This is a genomic window from Leptothoe sp. ISB3NOV94-8A (genome assembly GCF_043421595.1).
Lineage (GTDB): Bacteria > Cyanobacteriota > Cyanobacteriia > Phormidesmidales > Phormidesmidaceae > Leptothoe > Leptothoe turfae.
On the sequence record NZ_JAXSQW010000002.1, the window covers coordinates 1 to 17,706 of the forward strand.

The 17,706-nt window shown below is 47.1% G+C and carries 16 protein-coding genes; 7 read left to right on the forward strand and 9 right to left on the reverse strand.

The genetic code is table 11. The features are described from left to right. Nucleotides 1–226 precede the first annotated feature (226 nt). From SPB21_RS30410 to SPB21_RS30435, 6 genes are all read left to right on the forward strand, one after another. Nucleotides 227–1,531: a M20 family metallopeptidase gene (locus SPB21_RS30410; protein WP_499868797.1), complete on the forward strand. Its 1,305-nt coding sequence runs from the start codon at nt 227–229 to the stop codon at nt 1,529–1,531. 93 nt (nt 1,532–1,624) lie between these two features. Then, nucleotides 1,625–2,305 carry a cysteine hydrolase family protein gene (locus tag SPB21_RS30415; protein WP_499868799.1) on the forward strand — a complete coding sequence of 227 codons (681 nt, stop codon included), beginning with the start codon at nt 1,625–1,627 and terminating at the stop codon, nt 2,303–2,305. 58 nt (nt 2,306–2,363) lie between these two features. Next, nucleotides 2,364–2,624, forward strand: coding sequence for an AbrB/MazE/SpoVT family DNA-binding domain-containing protein (locus tag SPB21_RS30420; RefSeq protein WP_499868801.1), 261 nt, complete (start codon nt 2,364–2,366; stop codon nt 2,622–2,624). Further along, on the forward strand, nt 2,612–2,941 hold the full coding sequence (locus SPB21_RS30425; protein ID WP_499868803.1) for a type II toxin-antitoxin system PemK/MazF family toxin: 330 nt from the start codon (nt 2,612–2,614) through the stop codon (nt 2,939–2,941). The genes SPB21_RS30420 and SPB21_RS30425 overlap by 13 nt, the downstream gene beginning before the upstream one ends. 248 nt (nt 2,942–3,189) lie before the next feature. Beyond that, on the forward strand, nt 3,190–4,995 hold the full coding sequence (locus SPB21_RS30430) for a hypothetical protein (protein WP_499868805.1): 1,806 nt from the start codon (nt 3,190–3,192) through the stop codon (nt 4,993–4,995). Between the two features lie 122 nt (nt 4,996–5,117). Then, nucleotides 5,118–5,345 carry a hypothetical protein gene (locus tag SPB21_RS30435; protein ID WP_499868807.1) on the forward strand — a complete coding sequence of 76 codons (228 nt, stop codon included), beginning with the start codon at nt 5,118–5,120 and terminating at the stop codon, nt 5,343–5,345. Between the two features lie 94 nt (nt 5,346–5,439). On the opposite strand, the gene SPB21_RS30440 is transcribed toward SPB21_RS30435, so the two are convergent. The 5 genes from SPB21_RS30440 to SPB21_RS30460 form a co-directional block, all read right to left on the reverse strand. After that, nucleotides 5,440–6,300, reverse strand: coding sequence for a DMT family transporter (locus tag SPB21_RS30440; RefSeq protein WP_499868809.1), 861 nt, complete (start codon nt 6,298–6,300; stop codon nt 5,440–5,442). A gap of 78 nt (nt 6,301–6,378) precedes the next feature. After that, nucleotides 6,379–7,500, reverse strand: coding sequence for an Mrp/NBP35 family ATP-binding protein (locus SPB21_RS30445; protein ID WP_499868810.1), 1,122 nt, complete (start codon nt 7,498–7,500; stop codon nt 6,379–6,381). Beyond that, nucleotides 7,493–8,473: a HEAT repeat domain-containing protein gene (locus SPB21_RS30450; protein ID WP_163668490.1), complete on the reverse strand. Its 981-nt coding sequence runs from the start codon at nt 8,471–8,473 to the stop codon at nt 7,493–7,495. Before SPB21_RS30450 ends, SPB21_RS30445 begins: the two co-directional genes overlap by 8 nt. Before the next feature lie 15 nt (nt 8,474–8,488). Further along, entirely contained in the window at nt 8,489–8,716 is a 228-nt protein-coding gene (locus SPB21_RS30455) for a 4Fe-4S dicluster domain-containing protein (protein ID WP_006517750.1), read from the reverse strand. A gap of 79 nt (nt 8,717–8,795) precedes the next feature. Further along, nucleotides 8,796–10,499 carry a fumarate reductase/succinate dehydrogenase flavoprotein subunit gene (locus tag SPB21_RS30460; RefSeq protein WP_499868813.1) on the reverse strand — a complete coding sequence of 568 codons (1,704 nt, stop codon included), beginning with the start codon at nt 10,497–10,499 and terminating at the stop codon, nt 8,796–8,798. Nucleotides 10,500–10,957: 458 nt separating this feature from the next. Here SPB21_RS30460 and SPB21_RS30465 point away from each other — a divergent pair, with 458 nt between their 5' ends. Further along, the gene (locus SPB21_RS30465) at nt 10,958–12,988 is read left to right on the forward strand and encodes a LysR family transcriptional regulator (RefSeq protein ID WP_499868814.1); all 2,031 of its coding nucleotides are present in this window, start codon (nt 10,958–10,960) and stop codon (nt 12,986–12,988) included. A 159-nt stretch (nt 12,989–13,147) separates the two neighbouring features. On the opposite strand, the gene SPB21_RS30470 is transcribed toward SPB21_RS30465, so the two are convergent. The 4 genes from SPB21_RS30470 to SPB21_RS30485 form a co-directional block, all read right to left on the reverse strand. Further along, the gene (locus SPB21_RS30470; RefSeq protein WP_499868815.1) at nt 13,148–14,158 is read right to left on the reverse strand and encodes a YeiH family protein; all 1,011 of its coding nucleotides are present in this window, start codon (nt 14,156–14,158) and stop codon (nt 13,148–13,150) included. A gap of 96 nt (nt 14,159–14,254) precedes the next feature. Beyond that, nucleotides 14,255–15,082 (reverse strand): ABC transporter ATP-binding protein, encoded by an 828-nt coding sequence (locus SPB21_RS30475; RefSeq protein ID WP_163668499.1) that lies wholly within the window; start codon nt 15,080–15,082, stop codon nt 14,255–14,257. Nucleotides 15,083–15,101: 19 nt separating this feature from the next. Then, entirely contained in the window at nt 15,102–15,962 is an 861-nt protein-coding gene (locus tag SPB21_RS30480) for an ABC transporter permease (protein WP_499868817.1), read from the reverse strand. 40 nt (nt 15,963–16,002) lie between these two features. Further along, nucleotides 16,003–17,574: an ABC transporter substrate-binding protein gene (locus SPB21_RS30485; protein ID WP_499868819.1), complete on the reverse strand. Its 1,572-nt coding sequence runs from the start codon at nt 17,572–17,574 to the stop codon at nt 16,003–16,005. Nucleotides 17,575–17,706: the final 132 nt, after the last annotated feature.

A 17,706-nucleotide genomic window follows, 5' to 3' on the forward strand; every position in this document is an offset into this window, starting at 1 on the left:
TCAAGTAGAGCATGCCTTTTCTCAAATAAGCTTTCAATGCCTTCAGATTTTCTGTCCAGACAATGAAACAGCCCTGCTTACCAAGGGGGGATTAAGGGGGGATAAGGCAGGATTTCGAACTCTCTTCTGAGAGATATATACACAGCCTCCTTCTCAACAGAGAAGCTCTATAGCTCGCGAGAAAAGAATATATAGGTTTAGATCATTTATTTTCGGAGTGCATTCAATGTTAGAAACCCTCTCTACCCCATCAGAACTGACCGATCTACAAGAACAGATTCTCGCAGGTATCACCCAAGAGAAATGTGTGCAGCTGATCAAAGACCTGGTACCCACCGGACAACCGGGCTGTGGTAATTCCATTGACCCGGAAGCTCCCATGGCCCATGAGGAAGATATCTCACGACAGGTGGGACAGCACCTACAGTCCTTAGGGTTAGATGTGGAATGGGTATCGGCCATTGAAGGTAGACCCAATGTAGTCGGTCGCTGGAATGATGGACTACCCGGACCTTCTCTCATTTTTAACGATCATCTGGATACTTACCCCTCCTGTGATCCAAAAGAGTGGCATATGTCGGGACATAACCCCTACAACGCTACCCTGCGCGGCAAGTATCTCTACGGTCGAGGCACATCCGATACCCGTGGCAATATGACCTGCCAGCTGATTGCCATTGAGATGCTGCGTCAGGCCGGGGTAAAAATCAACGGCGAGCTGATTTGTGCCTACACTGTAGATGAAGAGCGCCATGGCAAGGCAGGCGCGCTACATTTGTTAAATGACTACGGCCTCACTGCCGATTATGAGATTACGGCGGAGCCCACCTCCTGGACCGAGGGAGACGACTGGGGCATTGGCATTGCCCTGGCTCACTCAGGCCTATGTTTGGTGGATATTGAGACCACGGGGGTGCGATCGCACATTTGGCGACCCGATGAAGGCGTCAATCCCGTATTGCACATGGCTCAGCTGATCGAGACATTGCGCAACACCACTTTTACCCATGACGCACCACAAATTTATGGCCCCACCCAGCCCAGCATTTGCCCAGTCAAAATAGAAGCCGGACAAATTGGGGAAGGGCAGTTTACCCCACCCTCTTGTAAGGCCAGGGTGTGGGTCATTGGCCTGGTGCCCGGCATGACCTACGAGTCCATTGTGCAAGATATGGAAACGGTGATTGCTGAACTACAGGCTAAGGACCCCACCTTTCAGGCGACGATTACCCAGGTAGAAGGAGAGACGTTTGTGCCTGCCTCCATAGAGGTATCAGAAGATGCAGAGCACGTGCAGGCATTATCGAGGGCATACCAGCAGATCTTAGGTAAAGATCCCGTACTCTATCGCAAGAATGCCTACTGCGATACGCTCCGCTTTGCCCACAGTGGAATTCCGTCCATTACCTTTGGTCCGGGTGAAGACGGCTGGCCGCCGGTAAATGAGTTTATCGATATGGACAAAGTTGTAGCAGCAACAAAAATCTATGCATTGTTTCTGTTGGACTTTTTCAAGGTAAATCAAAATTAGCCAGGGCTAACCAAGGAAGACATAAGACCAGATTTCCAACAGACAGTCCATCTCACACACGCCCTAGCTTTGCTAGGGTTTTTTCTTTTGATTATGAATACCCATCAAATAACGGTTCCGGCTCAACCCTATCCTCTAAAGCTCGACCTGGCGCAGACAGCACTGTTGGTCATCGATATGCAAAACGACTTTTGTACGCCGGGTGGGTGGGCCGATTGTAAAGGGTTTGATGTGAGTCAGACTCAGAAGCCGATTAAGCCTTTGCAAACATTACTACAATCATTGCGGCAAACATCCGTGACGATTATTCATACTCGTGAGGGGCATCGTCCGGATTTAAGTGATTGTCCACCCCATAAGCTGGCGCGTTCTAAAAAACAAAACGCAGAAATTGGTAGTGAAGGAGCCATGGGGCGGTTGCTAACCAGAGGTTCCAAAAGTCACGATTTTGTGGATGCGCTACAGCCAATATCAGGGGAAATTGTTTTAGACAAGCCAGGGAAAGGGGCCTTCGTAGCAACGGATTTGGATTTAATTTTACGACAGCGAGATATTCGAAAGCTGTTACTCACGGGAGTAACAACAGAGTGCTGTGTGCATACGACACTGAGAACGGCCAATGATTTAGGCTATGAATGTTTGCTGCTAGAAGATTGTTGTGCCTCGTTAAATCCGGAGTTTCATCGAGTGTCAGTGGCAATGACACAGACGATTTTTGGATGGGTAACAACGTCTGGGCAAGTGCTGACAGCTGTCAATCTACAGGATATTTGACAGCTCCTTTTGATGTGATTACTATGTAATTACAGTTCGTGTTTGCAGTTATCTAGATATGGGCACAGTTATCAAAACTCGAATCGTTAAAATTGGTAACTCACAAGGTGTTCGCATTCCTAAGCTCCTCTTAGAGCAAAGCGGTATTCATGAAGAAGTAGAAATTGAAGTACAGGGTGATTGTCTGACTATTCGCACAGCGCAGTGTTGGCGTGCTGGATGGGATGAAGCCTTTGCTGCAATGGCTGCGAATCAAGATGATGTCCTTCTAGATGAAGTCAACGCTACTGACTGGGATCAATCTGAATGGGAATGGTAGTGAATCGTTTTGATGTTTTTCTGGTTAATCTAGATTCCACTGTTGGTAGTGAAATTCAGAAAATGCGACCCTGTGTGGTTATCTCACCAGATGAGATGAATCGTTATATTGCTACGGTTATCATTGCTCCAATGACTACAAGAGGTAAGCAATATCCCACCCGTGCGGTTTGTCAATTTCAGGGTAAGAGTGGGCAAATTGTTTTGGATCAAATCCGCACAGTCGATAAGAATCGATTGGTTGAAAAGCTTGGTCGAATTAGTGAAGATGAGCAAAAAATGCTGCTTGCTATTTTAGCTGAGATGTTTGCAGAATAGTTTGCTTAACAAGGGTTTGCAATGGATTTAGGTGTTGTGGCAGGACACGTGTAACTCCCCTATGTTGGGACCTATTGGTCAGATGTGATGCATAAGTATTCTGATTTCCATGCTTATGCGTCAAACATTGAATATAAGTTCTGTGAATTGGGGTAGTATCCTGCAAACGTGACGGATAATATCCGGCATTATGGAGCTTATCCGCAAGCTCATAATTTTGACATTATCTCACTACCTGATCATTTGAAATGATTAATGACGAACAAGCAAGGACTTTACTAAGCGAATGTGAGCTGTGGCTCGGTACCAACCTAGATAGCCTTAGAAAAAAATTAAGGAATGATCATGAAAACACAAAGCCGATGCTTTGGGAATTAATTGTCTTGCACGCAACTGCTAGTTCTATTGTCTCAAGATATAATAAAGAAATAAGCAAAGAGCAAAGCATAGCTGCTCTAATTCAACACGAACCGACTGATGCAGCACCAGATATTTTTTTACAGCCTCATGATTGTCAACCCTTTTATATTGAGATCGCCCATATTCAACCTCGGAATCAACAAGAAGAAGAAGAAGTAAAACATTTTCACAGGTGGATTAAGCAAGAGTTATCTAGAAAAGGAATTCTTTATACAAACTCATTAGGAATTCGCCTCATTCCTGCTGATGATAGAAAGGATGTCCAAGTACCACCGCAAAATCGTTGGAAAAAACAGCTTAAGACAAATAGCTGGACAGCTTTTGTAACCGAACTCTTATCGCAAAAACTGCCATCCACATGGCACGTTGAGGAAGCAAATGTAATTGTTGAGGCTAGAATTAGTAGCTCTTCTTCATTCCCAGCACAAAATATTCCAGAGAGAGCTACAGATAACCCAATTTATAAAACTATCGAGCGTAAGGCAGGACGACAGGCTAAACGAACTTGGGAGGGAAAATATGGCAGTAAGGAACCGCTTGTTCTAGTTATTGGTGCTTCCGAAAGTCTTCATCAAATAACAGGTCATGATGCACTTTCCTCTAGGCAACTACAAAAAGCTGTTTATTCGGCCCTAGCAGACACAGATAAATGGGATTGGACTACGATCCTCAATTTGACGGATAATCGCTCTTGGTCTTGGGCTATGCATCGGCAACGTGTTAGCGGTTCTGGATTTATTTCAGCAGTAGTGATTGTCACTGTCAGCAATGAATATTCTAGATTGGGATATGGATGGCAAAAGAAAGCAAAGCACCTAATTATAAAGAACCCTCATCCTACTGTTTCAATAACAGCAGAGCAGGAACAATTTTTAGAAAAAATAAACTTTAATCAGATTAAATACGGGCATGGACGGGAACAGTGGGAGCAATTGCCAAAGAATCAAATCAATCCTACTCCTTCGTTAAATAGGTATCTAATAGAGTCCGAAGGATTTTCTGCCTGCTTTGGAGAAGATTCTGCTTTCTATATTGAAATTCCATGCCAACTCTTTGCTCGTTTCTTAGTTGGAGATATTACTGCTGATGAGGTTTGGTGTAACTATCGCTTAAGTATTAACAGTGACAAATCTTCTACACGATCTTTGGAAGAAACAATTGGTAGCTGCCTGAAGGCAGCAGCCAACATTAGGCAACCAATAGTTAATGTTGTGTTCATACAAGGAGATTCTAAATCGAGAAAAGGAGCACGTATTAGGCTGGAATTTGGCACATTGGCTGATTCTTATAGGAATAGGAAGAAATGCCTTAAGAATTCTATAAAGTCTGATACTGCCTGTGCTTTTAGTGTCACCCTCTCTACCTATCTCTTAACTTGTCTCTTGGCGGGGAAAACAACAGCTGAGGAAGCATGGAAAGGGGAAGGGCAGCAGGAAATTGGCGATTCTCTGAGAAATGCAGTGAACAAAGGTCAAGAAATTATAGATTCAATTTTAATTCAAGATGCTTCTGAACCTGAGTGTGAACTATCAATTACTTTCAGGTTTGGAGAAGCTGTGAATGCTTCAATTCGTGAAGATAAGAAAGTGCTGAGAGAGATCAAAAGACAGAACAAGCAAAAGAAGTTGGGTTAGCAGAGCAAAGAAGGGTGCGTTGCTTGCTACAGATAACTTGTGCACTGATTCTGGCATTAGAACGCACCGCTTTCGCTATAGCCCTTTAGAGTCTGTAAAATTGAATTAATGAGGAGGTAAAAATGAGTTTATCCATCATTGATCAAGTCATTGAGCAGCTAAGCAATATGCCGCAGTCCTTGCAGCAGCAAGTTCTGCAATTTGCCCGTATATTGGGCCAAGTCAGACTTCAAAGCACCCCTGGCCAAAAGTTGCTTAAGTTTGCTGGTTCTATCCAATCGGATGATCTAACTCTAATGCAGGATGCTATTGAGGAAGGTTGCGAACAGGTAGATTTGGATGAGTGGTAGCTACTTACTCGATACCAACATCATTATTGGACTCTTTGCTGGGCAAGCATCAATCATTGATCAGCTGCAACAAGACTTTTTAGCGAATATACGTTTACTGCTCGCTACGTCCCATTACAGCTAGGCCAATGCCACCTAAAATCAGCAAAGACGCCAAGACCAATCGTGCGCTCAATGTCTCTTGCAAAAATAAAATTCCCCCTAATGCAGCGATCACAGGCACGGCTAACTGCACTGTTGCCGCCCGCGTTGCCGTTAGGCCCTTTAGCGCCGCATACCACATTGCATAGCCCACACCAGAGGCCAGCGCCCCTGATAACAATGCTAAAACCACACCCGTCAGAGTCAGGTGCATCTCCGATAGGCTGATCAGACTCACCCCAACGGTAAAGGGAACAGCCCGTACAAAATTAGTCGTTGTATAGGCTACTGGGTCCTGGCTTCCACGACCGAGCAGCGAGTAAAATCCCCAAGCGACACCTGCCATCACCATTAGGAGAGAACCCACCACTGGCGGCGCTGCCAAACCGGGTGATACCAGATATAACAATCCCATTAGCGCCAGTAGTAATCCTGCCCATTCCAACGGATGTGGCTTTTCTCCCTGTTTTAAGGCAGCTACAATCATCGTTACCTGCACTGAGCCAAAAAGAATTAAGGCTCCGGTGCCTGCGGCTAGTTGCAAGTATGAAAACGAAAAGGTAACTGCGTAGAGAAACAGCATCAATGCGGCTGTCCATTTGTCCTGGAGCTTTACAACAGACGTTCTTTGAGAGAACGTCATAATGGCTAACAACATGGCTGCACCAGAAACTAATCGCAGCGTCATAAAACTGGCTGCATCAATGGAGCCTGGACCCAGGGCCATGCGGGTAAGTAAAGAATTGGCGGCAAACGCCATTAGCGTGCAGCTAGTCAGAATTGACGTTTTCAGGGCAGGTACATGATAGGACATGGATTTAAGGTAAAGCCATTCCTGGTCTAAAAGCCAACGCGCTCAGTGCCTGAGGATCGTGAAACAACAAACAGATGCTTATAGAGCTGTTGTTGTCTGATTGATTATATGATTTTCTGTCCGATCTACAGTCGGAGAAAATGTATGATTCAAACCAGTAGCGATCGCAGCAAATACCTGTGACAAAGGAGCCTCTCCATCGGCTAAAGGTAAAGGTTGACCCCTATCACCTCCCTGACAGATCTGAGGATCGATAGGTACCTGGCCCAACAGCGGCACGGATAGTTCCTGGGCCATTTGCTCTCCCCCACCGCTACCAAAAATTGATGTGCGCTCCCCACAGCAGTCGCAGATCAAGTAGCTCATGTTTTCTACCAGACCGAGGACGGGCACGCCCACCTGACGAAACATGTGGATACTGCGTCGCACGTCTGAGACTGCCACCTGTTGCGGCGTTGTTACCATCACCACGCCGCAGATGGGGCTTTCTTGAATAATGGTAATCTGGGCATCGCCGGTACCGGGGGGCAGATCAATTAAAAGATAGTCTAACTCTCCCCAATCCACGTCTTGGATAAACTGGGTAATAATCTTATGGAGAACGGGACCACGCCAGGCTAAAGGATGGTCAGGCTCTGCCAGCAGTCCCACCGACATGACCTTAATACCATGGGCCTCCAATGGTTTGAAGCGCTGCCCCTCCGGTGTGTCAATCACCTCAACCGTAGTTTGAGCAAGTCCCAACATCTGGGGCACATTGGGACCGTAGATGTCAGCATCGAGCAGACCCACCTTGGCCCCGGTTTTTGTCAGGGCAGCGGCTAGATTCACAGCTGTGGTGGACTTGCCAACACCTCCCTTGCCGCTGGATACGGCCAGCGTCGTGTGCACACCAGGAATTGTGCAAATCTGAATGTAGGCTTTCTGACACCACTCTAAATCTCCCAGGGCTAACTGAGCTTGCTCCTTAAGGTCATGCTGATGGACACCGATATAAAGCTTCAGATACACATAGTTATCCACCACTCGCAGGTTTCGCACCATGCCCAGGTCAACAATGTTTTTGTTGAGAATCGGTTCAACCACCTGCTTGAGACATCGAATAGCCGCCTGTTTACGGATGGCTATCACCGGGCTATCGGGGATGGCATCGGGGGACTGGTGAGGGGCACGAACAAAGGGAGAATCATGGTTAGGCATTGGACGCTTCCGCTAGCTGATCCTGAATCTTTTGGATGGCCCGCTGAGAGAAAATCTGTACATCCCGATCTGGGTCATCGAGAGTTTGTTTTAGGGCTGGTAAGACTTCAGGATTACCCAAATTACCCAGGGCAATGGCGGCATCGCGTCGCACATCGGAATACTCGTCAGAAAGGGCTTTGATCAGTATGGGAATGGTCTCATTGGTGGCAACTTTCTGTAAGGCACGGGCGGTAAATTTGCGCACCTGCCAGTGGTCATCGGCCAATGCCTGGGTCAGGGCTGGTGTGGCCGCAGTGGTGGCATGGAGGTCGAGGGACTGGGCCGCATTGCGTCGTACCTGCCAATCTGGGTCATGTGCGATCGCACTACACAACATCGGCACCACCGCCTCATCACTCAAATACCCCAGGGTCAAAATAGCCGAACGTCTGACCTCATCATTAGTATCCTTAGCCAGGGCGAGGGCAGGCTCACAGCGCACCACCTGATTTAGATACCGCAGGGTAACAACAGAGGCCTCCCGCAGTACCGGATTCTCAGACTCAAAGAACGGCAGAATATAGGGCAACGCCTGGGCATCGTGAATTTTGCGCAGCAGGATCAGCACATTCAGCTGCACATTTTCGTCATCGACTTGAATCGCATCCAACAGCTTGAGTAAATCGTCAGGAGCGACCAGTTCTTTCAGGGCAGATAGGGCCTCTTCGCGCACCTCGGGTTCATGGTCAGACCTTAAACAGTCCAACAGCGGCGGGATAACCACTGGGTTTGCCATTTCCCAAAGAGCGGTTACGGCAATCTCCTGAACCCTCGGACTCTCATCATTCAAGCTCTGGATCAAGGCGTCAATGGCATCTTCATCCCCCAGGTGCTGTAGTGATTTGGCAGCCACCAAGCGGTCGTTGAGGTCTTGCGATCGCAACATTTCTACCCACTGCACCACTTCTGGATCAAGGTCGGTATGGGCCATGGTGAGTTTTTCTCCCTAACGCAGTAGAAACGGAATCTGAACAGTAATGGCATTGGTGGGACATTCTTTCTCACAGGGAAGGCAAAACCAACACTCGTCGTATTTCATATAGGCTTTGCCAGTCTCAGGGTTTTTTACCAACACATCCAGGGGGCAGACTTCGATGCAGGCCGTACATTTTTCGAGACATTTAGATTCGTCCACAATTACTGGGACATCAACACGCTGGGTGGTTAGAGCCATAGATGGGTTTCTCAATTAAAGAACAGAAATTTTTCGTCCTTTGTAGAGGCGTTCCATGGAACGCCTCTACAAAGGATCCCTACCGTACCGCCACGTCATACACTTCCTGCTGAAGATCCACCTCCACAATGTAAGGAGCCACCGGGCGCTTAAACATTTCCATCTTGCCCGATTCTGTTTTCTTTAAGTTCACATGACAGAACCATTCCTCATCATTTTTCTCAGGGTAATCCAGACGATAGTGATACAGTCCCCAACGACTCTCCTTACGATAAAGAGATGCCCGGGCCGCCATTTCGGCACAGTCTCGGATAAAGTGAACCTCCATACAGCGCATCAGCTCATGGGGGTCTCGGGCTCCCATCAAATCCAGGGTTTCGTGATACCGCTCAAAGGCCGAGAGACCAATATCCATCTTGGTAGGAGATTTGGGCGGCTGTAGATAATCATTCACATAGCGACGCAGCTTATACTCCACCTGGGTGTGAGGCACGCCATCGGGGCGATCCAAGGGGGCATAGATGCGAGCTTTTTCTGTTGCGAGAAACTCTGGGTCGGGGTCCACATGCTCTAGGCCTTGTACATACTCCATGGCATTGATGCCGGACAGACGTCCAGAAACAAAGGCTCCAATCATGTAGTTGTGGGGCACGCTGGCCATATCACCAGCGGCGTAGAGACCGGGCACGGTGGTTTCAGCCTTGTCACTGACCCAAACGCCGGAGGCGCTGTGGCCACTGCAAAGACCGATCTCTGAAATGTTCATCTCCACCCCGTTGGTGCGGTAGTCTTCCCCTCGTCCTTCATGGAAACGCTCACGGCTGGGGCGTTCATTGGACCAGAGCACCCGCTCAATTTCGGAAATGGTGTCGTCATCCAGGTGATACATCTTCAGGTGTACCGGCCCCTTACCAGAGTTCAACTCTTTCCAGGTTTCCAACATCATCTGGCCACTCCAATAGTCGCAGCTGATGAAGCGATTTCCCTCGGCGTTGGCGGTGTAGGCCCCAAAGGGACTGGCCACATAGGCACAGGCGGGACCGTTGTAGTCTTTGATCAGAGGATTGATCTGAAAACATTCAATGTTGGTCAGCTCTGCTCCGGCGTGGTAGGCCATGGAATAGCCGTCCCCCGCATTGGTGGGGTTCTCGTAGGTACCATAGAGATACCCGGAGGCCGGTAGCCCCAGGCGACCGCAGGCCCCGGTACACAGCACCACGGCCTTTGCCTGGATAACAACAAAGTCTCCCTGGCGCACATCGAAGCCGACGGCTCCAATCACCCGCCCTTCTTTTACCATGACTCGCGTGGCCATTACCCGGTTGGTGACCCGCACCTTATGGCGTTTAACCTGGCGAGAAAGAATCTTTTTTAAATCTTTTCCTTCGGGCATGGGCAGTACGTACTTGCCCACGCGGTGTACCTGTTTGAGGTCGTAGTTACCTTCAGTGTCTTTTTGAAATTTAACACCCCAGCTTTCCAGCTCTTGGATGACTTCAAATCCCCAGCGCCCGGTTTGGTAAACATTTTTTTGCTCTAAAACGCCGTCGTTGGCGATGGTTATTTCTCTCACATATTGTTCTGGGGTGGAGTTGCCGGGGATCACGGCGGTGTTGACGCCATCCATGCCCATTGCGATCGCACCGCTACGACGAATATTAGCTTTCTCAAGGATTAAAACATCGGCATCGGGGTTAGCCTGCTTGGCCTTGATACCCGCCATCGTACCGGCGGTACCTCCACCAATCACTAAAAAGTCTGTTTGCAGATGCTGAGTATTCACACAAAAGTCCTCATTTCCAATAAGGTGATCAAACCTCAACCGGTTGGAGGCTCATCAAAAGCAAGCATTAGCTAGTACTTTCTTAAGCCATGGCTTCAGCGGTGTGGTTTCTATAGAAAACTCGCGGTCTAATCTAAAAATCTCAAGTGTCGAACATGGCTTCGTTAAGATGGCGTTGTTTAGAAATATGCATACTTTTCCATGTCCGTTATCCTTATTCTAAAGAGACTCAGTGATCGCCTCAAGATCCTTTGTATCAAAAAGCACTGTTTTTCGATTCAACTTTTTTATATACTCATAAAAATCAGAAATAATATGTTGAGCTGTACGGCCATTAACTTAGGTAATTAAGAGACTAATTAGAGAGGTTACTTGTGCCAAATTTGATTGATTTGATTACCTGATCGAGCCTTACAGTAGGCCTTTAAATCGTCGCCTAGTTCGCTAGCGATTTTGTTGTGGAAATTTATCATTTAAGAGTCTTTTTAGAGGTCGCACGCTACCTAAGCTTTACCGAAGCAGCAGATGCTCTAAGCCTGACCCAGCCTGCTGTGAGCGCTAAAATTAAGTCTCTGGAGGCCAACCTGGGTGTCGATCTATTTCATCGGCTTGGTCGCAAAATAAAGCTAACCACGGTGGGCAGCTATTTACTCGAAGCAGGCCCTAGTCTACTGGCGTTAGAGAGTCGTTTAATCAATGAAATTAATGAAATTAAACAGGGAAAATATAGCCGTTTAAAAGTTGGCTGTACTGTCAGTATTGCTAGCGGATGGTTATCTAAAATCCTGTTTAAGTATCGTCAGAAATATCCTGATATTGAGCTGAAATGTTTGCCCTTTGACACATCGCAACAGCTACATCAAGCCATCACATTGGGAGAGATTGAAATTGGTTTTGCCGAGACAAATCTCAGTGAATTTGATGAAATAGACTCATTGCCCATTGATAGTTTTCAATATTTCTTGATGGTAGCTGCTGACCATCGGCTAGCCCCGTGCCAATGGCTGAGCCTGCGCGATCTAACCTCAGAAGCGTGGGTATTTCCAGGTGCGGGTACACCAGGGCGAGTGGCTTTAGAAGCAAGGCTTGCAGAGTTGGGTATGCACCTCTCGGACTTTGCCCACCGAGAGTTTGTCCAATCGGCTAGCTTATTAAGCACATTTTTGACCCAAGGGCACTATCTAGGCTTTGGCTCCAGCTTACAGCTTCAAACAGAACGTCAAGCCAAGCTCTTGGTTACCATTCCCTTGCAGGAGTTTGCTCTGGATTATCAGCTGTTTATGCTAACGCCTAAACGACTCTCCAGGGTTACCCCACGCCACGCCCAAAAACATCGCGCCGAAATCCAACCCACTGAACCCCTACAACAATTTATTCAGCTGGTCTCCAAAGAGTCTGAATGGGCTCAGCGGATTAGAGCACAGAAATCATTCTCCAAATCGGCTACGACGGCCCACTTACAATCCCCTAGCCTATGGCTACGCCAGGCCCACGGAGCCTCTTCAGAAACCTTGACGCTGGCGATCGGTACCCAAAACAAAACCATACAAACGGTAACTGCGGGGGTGATTATTCAACGATTGGGACTACTCGAACATTTTTTGCCCAGAAGCGGTCAGTACAGCAAGACAAACTATCAAATTAAATGGCATGACTTTACTTCGGGAGCTCCCATTGCCAAAGGTCTGCAAACCCAACAGCTAGACATCGGTATTTTAGGAGATTACCCTTTGTTACTCAGTGGTCTGGCCGACAGGCTAACCTCAGAGAGTAACTCGTCTTCTGCTACCAAAACTCGATTAGTTAGCTTTGTTGCCAGCAACCCTGATGGGACAGGGAATACCATTATTGTTCCTGGTCGTTCTTCCCTAAGTAGCTTAGATGATTTACGAAATCGAGTACTTGCCGTTCCCTTTGCATCATCTGCCCACGGAATGGTGATGCGTACGCTGTTCCAGGCCAATCTACTCCATAAAGTCACCTTAAACTCAATTGATAACCTGAGTATTGATCGCCTCACCCCCCGTAATGATCGGGCTGATGGCTATGCCTATTTTGCTCCTCTCCATGAAATTGCCAGCCATCATGGTCGGTTCAGACGTCTAGTTGATGCCCCTGATTTGACAGAATTACCGACATTCCATGGGATTGTTGTTAGAGAGTCCTTTGCTGAACAGCATCCAGAACTAGTGGTTGCTTATTTAAAGGCCTTGATTGCCGCTCAGCATTGGTATATCAATACACCGAGTGCTCTTTCCCTGGTCAGTAATTGGGTCAGGCTAGATCCTGAAATTGTTTCTAAAACCCTTGATTACCAACAGTCAAATCGCACGGGACTGTTTTTCCCAGAAACGCAAATTCGCACGGACTGGATTACAGATCATATCCAACAACTCAAAGTCGTTCCAGGTAATGAGCAACTGGGTGAGATTGATGTCAATAGTTGGATACAGCCTGAATTCTTAGAGACGGCTATAAACTCCTTCTAGGAAATTAAGTGGATGGAAAAAACTATCCATCAATCCGGGCTTTGAATCCGCTCAGCCCTCATCTTCTCTAAATTAGCTGATTAGCGGAGTCTCTAATTTAGCTGGTTGAGTGAAGTCGAAACCAGCGGTATATAGAAACGTTTACTTTGGGCTATCTACTCAATAAAAGGCCTTGATTAACCCCAGACTCAGCAGTGAAATAAAGAACCATGCGGCTCCCCCTAGATAAAGTGGTTTGAGACCAGTTTGTTTCATCTTCAGGAGATCTGTCTCTAACCCCATGGCAGCTAGTGAAAGAGTTAACAGAAATTTATTGCCTTGAATTAAACTATCTTTTAAGGCTGGAGGGAACAGATCTAGACTATTGATGCCAATGAGTACTACAAAGCCTACAATAAACCATGGAACGGGTAACTGCCTGGATTTAAAAGAGGAAACACGCAGACGATGGGTAAGATCTGATCCCATTGAGATAGATCTCAGCGTCAGCATAATCGGGACTAGAAATAACATCCGTGCTAACTTGGCCACAGTGGCTAACTCACCACTAACATCTCCCTGTTGAAAGGCTGCTGCTACTACCTGAGCCACCTCATGAATAGACGTTCCAGACCATACACCAAAAGCGACTGGCGTGAGCTGGAGCATCGTTGAGAGTATAGGGTAAAGCAACATCGAAATTGTGCCAAACACTGTCACGATCGTAATTGCATAGGCTACATCTTCGTCTTGTCCCTCTAGGAGAGTATTTGTAGCAACTACAGCCGATGCGCCGCAGATTGAAGTGCCTGCTGCAATTAGATGGGCTAGCTTACGGCTAACGCCCAGATGACGCCCTAACCAACAGGTAAATACAAAAGTAGAACCAACGGTGGCAGCGACAATCATTAACCCGACGGGACCAACCTGGATCAGCTGGAACACACTCAGCTGTAGTCCCAGTAAAATAATCGCTAGCCGTAAAATGCGTTTGAGCGAAAAGGTGATGCCTGGCTGGCAGACTTTGGGAACTCCAGCGGTATTTTTGACCAGAATACCCAATAGGACCGCTAAAATTAAGGGACTCAATAATCCTAAGCCTGGCAGCTGTTTTAGTCCTGTTGCCAGGAAGGCTATTCCAGTTGCCAAAGCAAGGCCAACCAACGTAGTTAGGCTGGTAAGGTTAAGCATGTGTGGTTGTAGGGGATAAAAATACCCAGATGTTGGAGAGACGTTCCATGGAACGTCTGTACATTCAATTACTATGAATCTAGTTGATTTTATTTCCTAGTGAGTCTCCATACTCTTCAGCGTTTCTTCTCGAATTAATTCAAAGACCTGACGATTAAGCTGACTAAACTCTGGCGTTAGTATGTCATCAACATGGCGGGGCCTCACTAGGGGAATATCCAACTCTGCTTTGATACGACCTGGCTGTACGCCCATCACAAAAATGCGATCGCCCAAAAAGACCGCTTCTTCAATATCGTGGGTAACAAAAATGACCGTAGTTTTTAATGTCTCCCAGATATTGAGCAATAACTCCTGCATCATGTGACGAGTTTGAGCATCTAAGGCTGCAAAGGGCTCATCCATCAACAATACTGAGGGTGAATTAACCAAGGCCCTAACAATGCTGGCTCGCTGCTGCATTCCGCCCGAAAGCTGTCTGGGGTAGGCATTGCGATATTTGCCCAGCCCCACTAGATTTAGATATTCTCCCACCATATCCTCTCGTTCTGCTTTGGGGATACCCTTAATCTTTAGACCAAACTCAACATTTTGATAGGTTGTTTTCCAGGGGAGTAACGAATACTGCTGAAAGACAAACCCTCGATCGGCCCCTGGTTTTCTAACTTGTTTTTGATCGACCATGACATAGCCAGCCGTGGGTTTGATAAAACCGGCAATAATATTCAGCAGCGTGGATTTACCACATCCTGAGGGGCCTAAAAGACAAACTAGTTCCCCCGGCTTTATGTGTAAATTGACCGAATCTAAAACCTGGGTGGAGTGGCCCTTTCGATTAAAGATCATCGAAATTCCTTCCACGTTGACCGAGCCTTTGGCTTTAGATGTTGTTGCCGCTGATGCTGTCACAGCCTCTTTTATCATGGTGGGCACTCCTACTGATTTAAGCATCCTGTTTTTTGATCACACGCCAGGGCATCAAGGCCGCTGTGCTGCGCCCAACCGCCCACGAACTCAGGGCCCCCATCAATCCAATCAGCAACATGCCCATGACAATGGGAGGATAGTTGGATGTAACATAGGACTCCCAGGTAATGTAGCCCACACCGTACCGGCCAGCCAAAATCTCAGCAGTCACTAAGCAAAACCAGGCATTGCCCATGCCAATGGTCAATCCACTGGCTATGCCAGGCAAGGCTCCTGGAATGACAATATCTTTGAAAACATGCCATTGATTGGCCCCCAGACATTGACCTACCCGAATCAGGATAATGTCGTGCAGAATATTCTCAACTGCACGAATTGTGCTGATCAAAACCGGGAAGAATGCGCCAATAAAGGTGATATAAATCATTCCCGTCTCAGCGTTGGGAAACATTAAGATGGCGAGTGGAATCCAGGCCACAGCCGGTATGGGTCTAAGCAGTTCTAATGCTGGCATTAAAAGGTCTTCAGCAATTTGAAACCAGCCAATAATAATCCCCAAGACGACCGCCAAAACAGATGCTACAGCAAACCCTACCAATACCCGTACCACGCTAGAGCGGATATGCACCCAGGGGTCACTGGTAAAGAAATCGACAGTGGCTTTTGCCACCTCCCATGGAGAGGGGATCAGCTGAAAGTTAATAAAGAACTTAAAGCCAATCATACATAGGATTTGCCAGATCCCAAAAAAGAGGGCCAGGGCGATAAACCGCCTGACAGAACGGCCTGACAAGATGACCTGTAGGGTTTGATATAAGCTTGACATCGGGCTAGAGCTACGAGCCCGAACGTGAGATTGAGGCAGGGTGCTGGCCATAGGAGAGAATTATTAAAGGAATGGTTGAGAGCATGTATTCTTAACCCGCCAACGCTGGTACAGCCTCCAACAGTGTCTGCTTCAAATCCTCCACAGTTAAACGGCTAATGCGAGCTGGCTGAGGTCCGTTGGCATAGGTCTGTAGCAGGCTCTTAAAGGTGGTTACCTGGCCACCGGACTCAGAGGCAAACGCCTGGGCATCGGCTTCTAGCAAAAAGGCCGATACTTCATCTCCATTTTTGACATAGTGAGAGTTCTCCGCAAACAGCTTCCAGCCTTTGTTGCGATCGTGGACAAAGATCACATCAGAAGCTTTGCCATCAGCCTGTAGCTCGTTGAGCTTTTTGATCATGTTAGGAATGGTGGCAAAATTAGTCACTGTGGGCTCTTCTTGGATCCACAGCTGGGCTGCCATTTTGGGCTCTTCAATTGGCTCGTTGGTGAGGGCGTCATTTCCGGTGATGACATAGCTTTCGCCCACTTCAATCACTTCGTCATAGTTCAAGCCCATGTTGTCCATGGCTGTTTTTAAGAAGCTTTCATCGACCCACTGGGTAACATCGTCTGGGTTGACCGGGGATTCAATTTTACCCAGACTAATCAACGTGGCAATACTGTTTTTGAGCGCTTCTAACTGCACTTCACCAATACTTGGGTTTATAGGCTGTAGCCCAGACGGCCCCAGAAACATATAAATGACTTCTTTCTCAATACCTGACCATTCTTCAATTTGGGCAGAGATCTCTTCGGGCTTCTCTTGAAACGTTTGGTTAGCTTCCAGCATTGCCTGAAGATAGGCCTGAACGATTTTGGGGTGCTCTTCGGCAAAATCCGAACGAACAACAATGCCGTGTAGGGTGGGAACGCCTGTTTGGGCTCCATCAAAAATCTTCTTGGCAAATCCTCGGAAGGGGAATAATTCTCCAAAGGGCACAAAGTCAGCGTGGGCATCAATTTGACCCGTACGTAGGCTGGTACCACCCACCTCCGGTGCTTGGCTAATCAGTTTGACATCTGACTCTGGGTCAATGCCAGCGTCGCTCAAGGCTTTGAGCACCATGCCGTGAGCTGCGGAGCCAAAAGGAACGGATACAGAGCCTCCTTTTAGATCCGCTAAAGAGGTGACATCACTATCCTTGGGAACAACAACCGCATTGCCTGCTCCGTTAGGGCTATAGGCTAGGGTGCCAATAAATGTGGAGGTAACTCCCTCAACCTCCTCTTGGAATTTAATCAGATTAATAACGGCTGGAAAATCTCCCATTAAACCAATATCAATCTGGTCAGCAAGCATTTTGTTGGTAATAGGTGGTCCTGAGGTGTAGCTAGACCATTGAATATCGTATTCTACATTTTCGTATTTGCCTGTTGTTGGCAGATGTTTTTCTAATAGCCCTAATTCTCGTACGGTAGCACCGCCAACAGCCGTATTAATTACCTGGTCTTGGGTACCAATAGAAATACGGATCACTTCTCCATTGCCAGTATTGGCTGTATTGGCTGAACTTTCGGTATTTTCGCTGGGGCCAGAGCAAGAGGCAATCAAAACTGAAGAAAACGTCAGGGCACAAGAGAGAGAAAGTCTTCTGAACCAAAGATAATGAGACTTCATGGCGGGGACTCCTATCAATTTGCTCTATTTAATCGATGATAGCCATAAAGTATCTGTATCTCTATTTACAGATATCTTTTATTGAGGTGTTAGCTCAATAAGGGTTTTGATTAGATCCATAGATTTCTTTTA

Excerpts from the sequence above, each read along its gene's own strand:
- SPB21_RS30410 (WP_499868797.1), top strand. The coding sequence starts at position 227 with ATGTTAGAAACCCTCTCTACCCCATCAGAACTGACCGATCTACAAGAA.
- SPB21_RS30415 (WP_499868799.1), top strand. The coding sequence starts at position 1,625 with ATGAATACCCATCAAATAACGGTTCCGGCTCAACCCTATCCTCTAAAG.
- SPB21_RS30420 (WP_499868801.1), top strand. The coding sequence starts at position 2,364 with ATGGGCACAGTTATCAAAACTCGAATCGTTAAAATTGGTAACTCACAA.
- SPB21_RS30425 (WP_499868803.1), top strand. The coding sequence starts at position 2,612 with ATGGGAATGGTAGTGAATCGTTTTGATGTTTTTCTGGTTAATCTAGAT.
- SPB21_RS30430 (WP_499868805.1), top strand. The coding sequence starts at position 3,190 with ATGATTAATGACGAACAAGCAAGGACTTTACTAAGCGAATGTGAGCTG.
- SPB21_RS30435 (WP_499868807.1), top strand. The coding sequence starts at position 5,118 with ATGAGTTTATCCATCATTGATCAAGTCATTGAGCAGCTAAGCAATATG.
- SPB21_RS30440 (WP_499868809.1), bottom strand. The coding sequence starts at position 6,300 with ATGTCCTATCATGTACCTGCCCTGAAAACGTCAATTCTGACTAGCTGC.
- SPB21_RS30445 (WP_499868810.1), bottom strand. The coding sequence starts at position 7,500 with ATGCCTAACCATGATTCTCCCTTTGTTCGTGCCCCTCACCAGTCCCCC.
- SPB21_RS30450 (WP_163668490.1), bottom strand. The coding sequence starts at position 8,473 with ATGGCCCATACCGACCTTGATCCAGAAGTGGTGCAGTGGGTAGAAATG.
- SPB21_RS30455 (WP_006517750.1), bottom strand. The coding sequence starts at position 8,716 with ATGGCTCTAACCACCCAGCGTGTTGATGTCCCAGTAATTGTGGACGAA.
- SPB21_RS30470 (WP_499868815.1), bottom strand. The coding sequence starts at position 14,158 with ATGCTTAACCTTACCAGCCTAACTACGTTGGTTGGCCTTGCTTTGGCA.
- SPB21_RS30475 (WP_163668499.1), bottom strand. The coding sequence starts at position 15,082 with ATGATAAAAGAGGCTGTGACAGCATCAGCGGCAACAACATCTAAAGCC.
- SPB21_RS30480 (WP_499868817.1), bottom strand. The coding sequence starts at position 15,962 with ATGGCCAGCACCCTGCCTCAATCTCACGTTCGGGCTCGTAGCTCTAGC.
- SPB21_RS30485 (WP_499868819.1), bottom strand. The coding sequence starts at position 17,574 with ATGAAGTCTCATTATCTTTGGTTCAGAAGACTTTCTCTCTCTTGTGCC.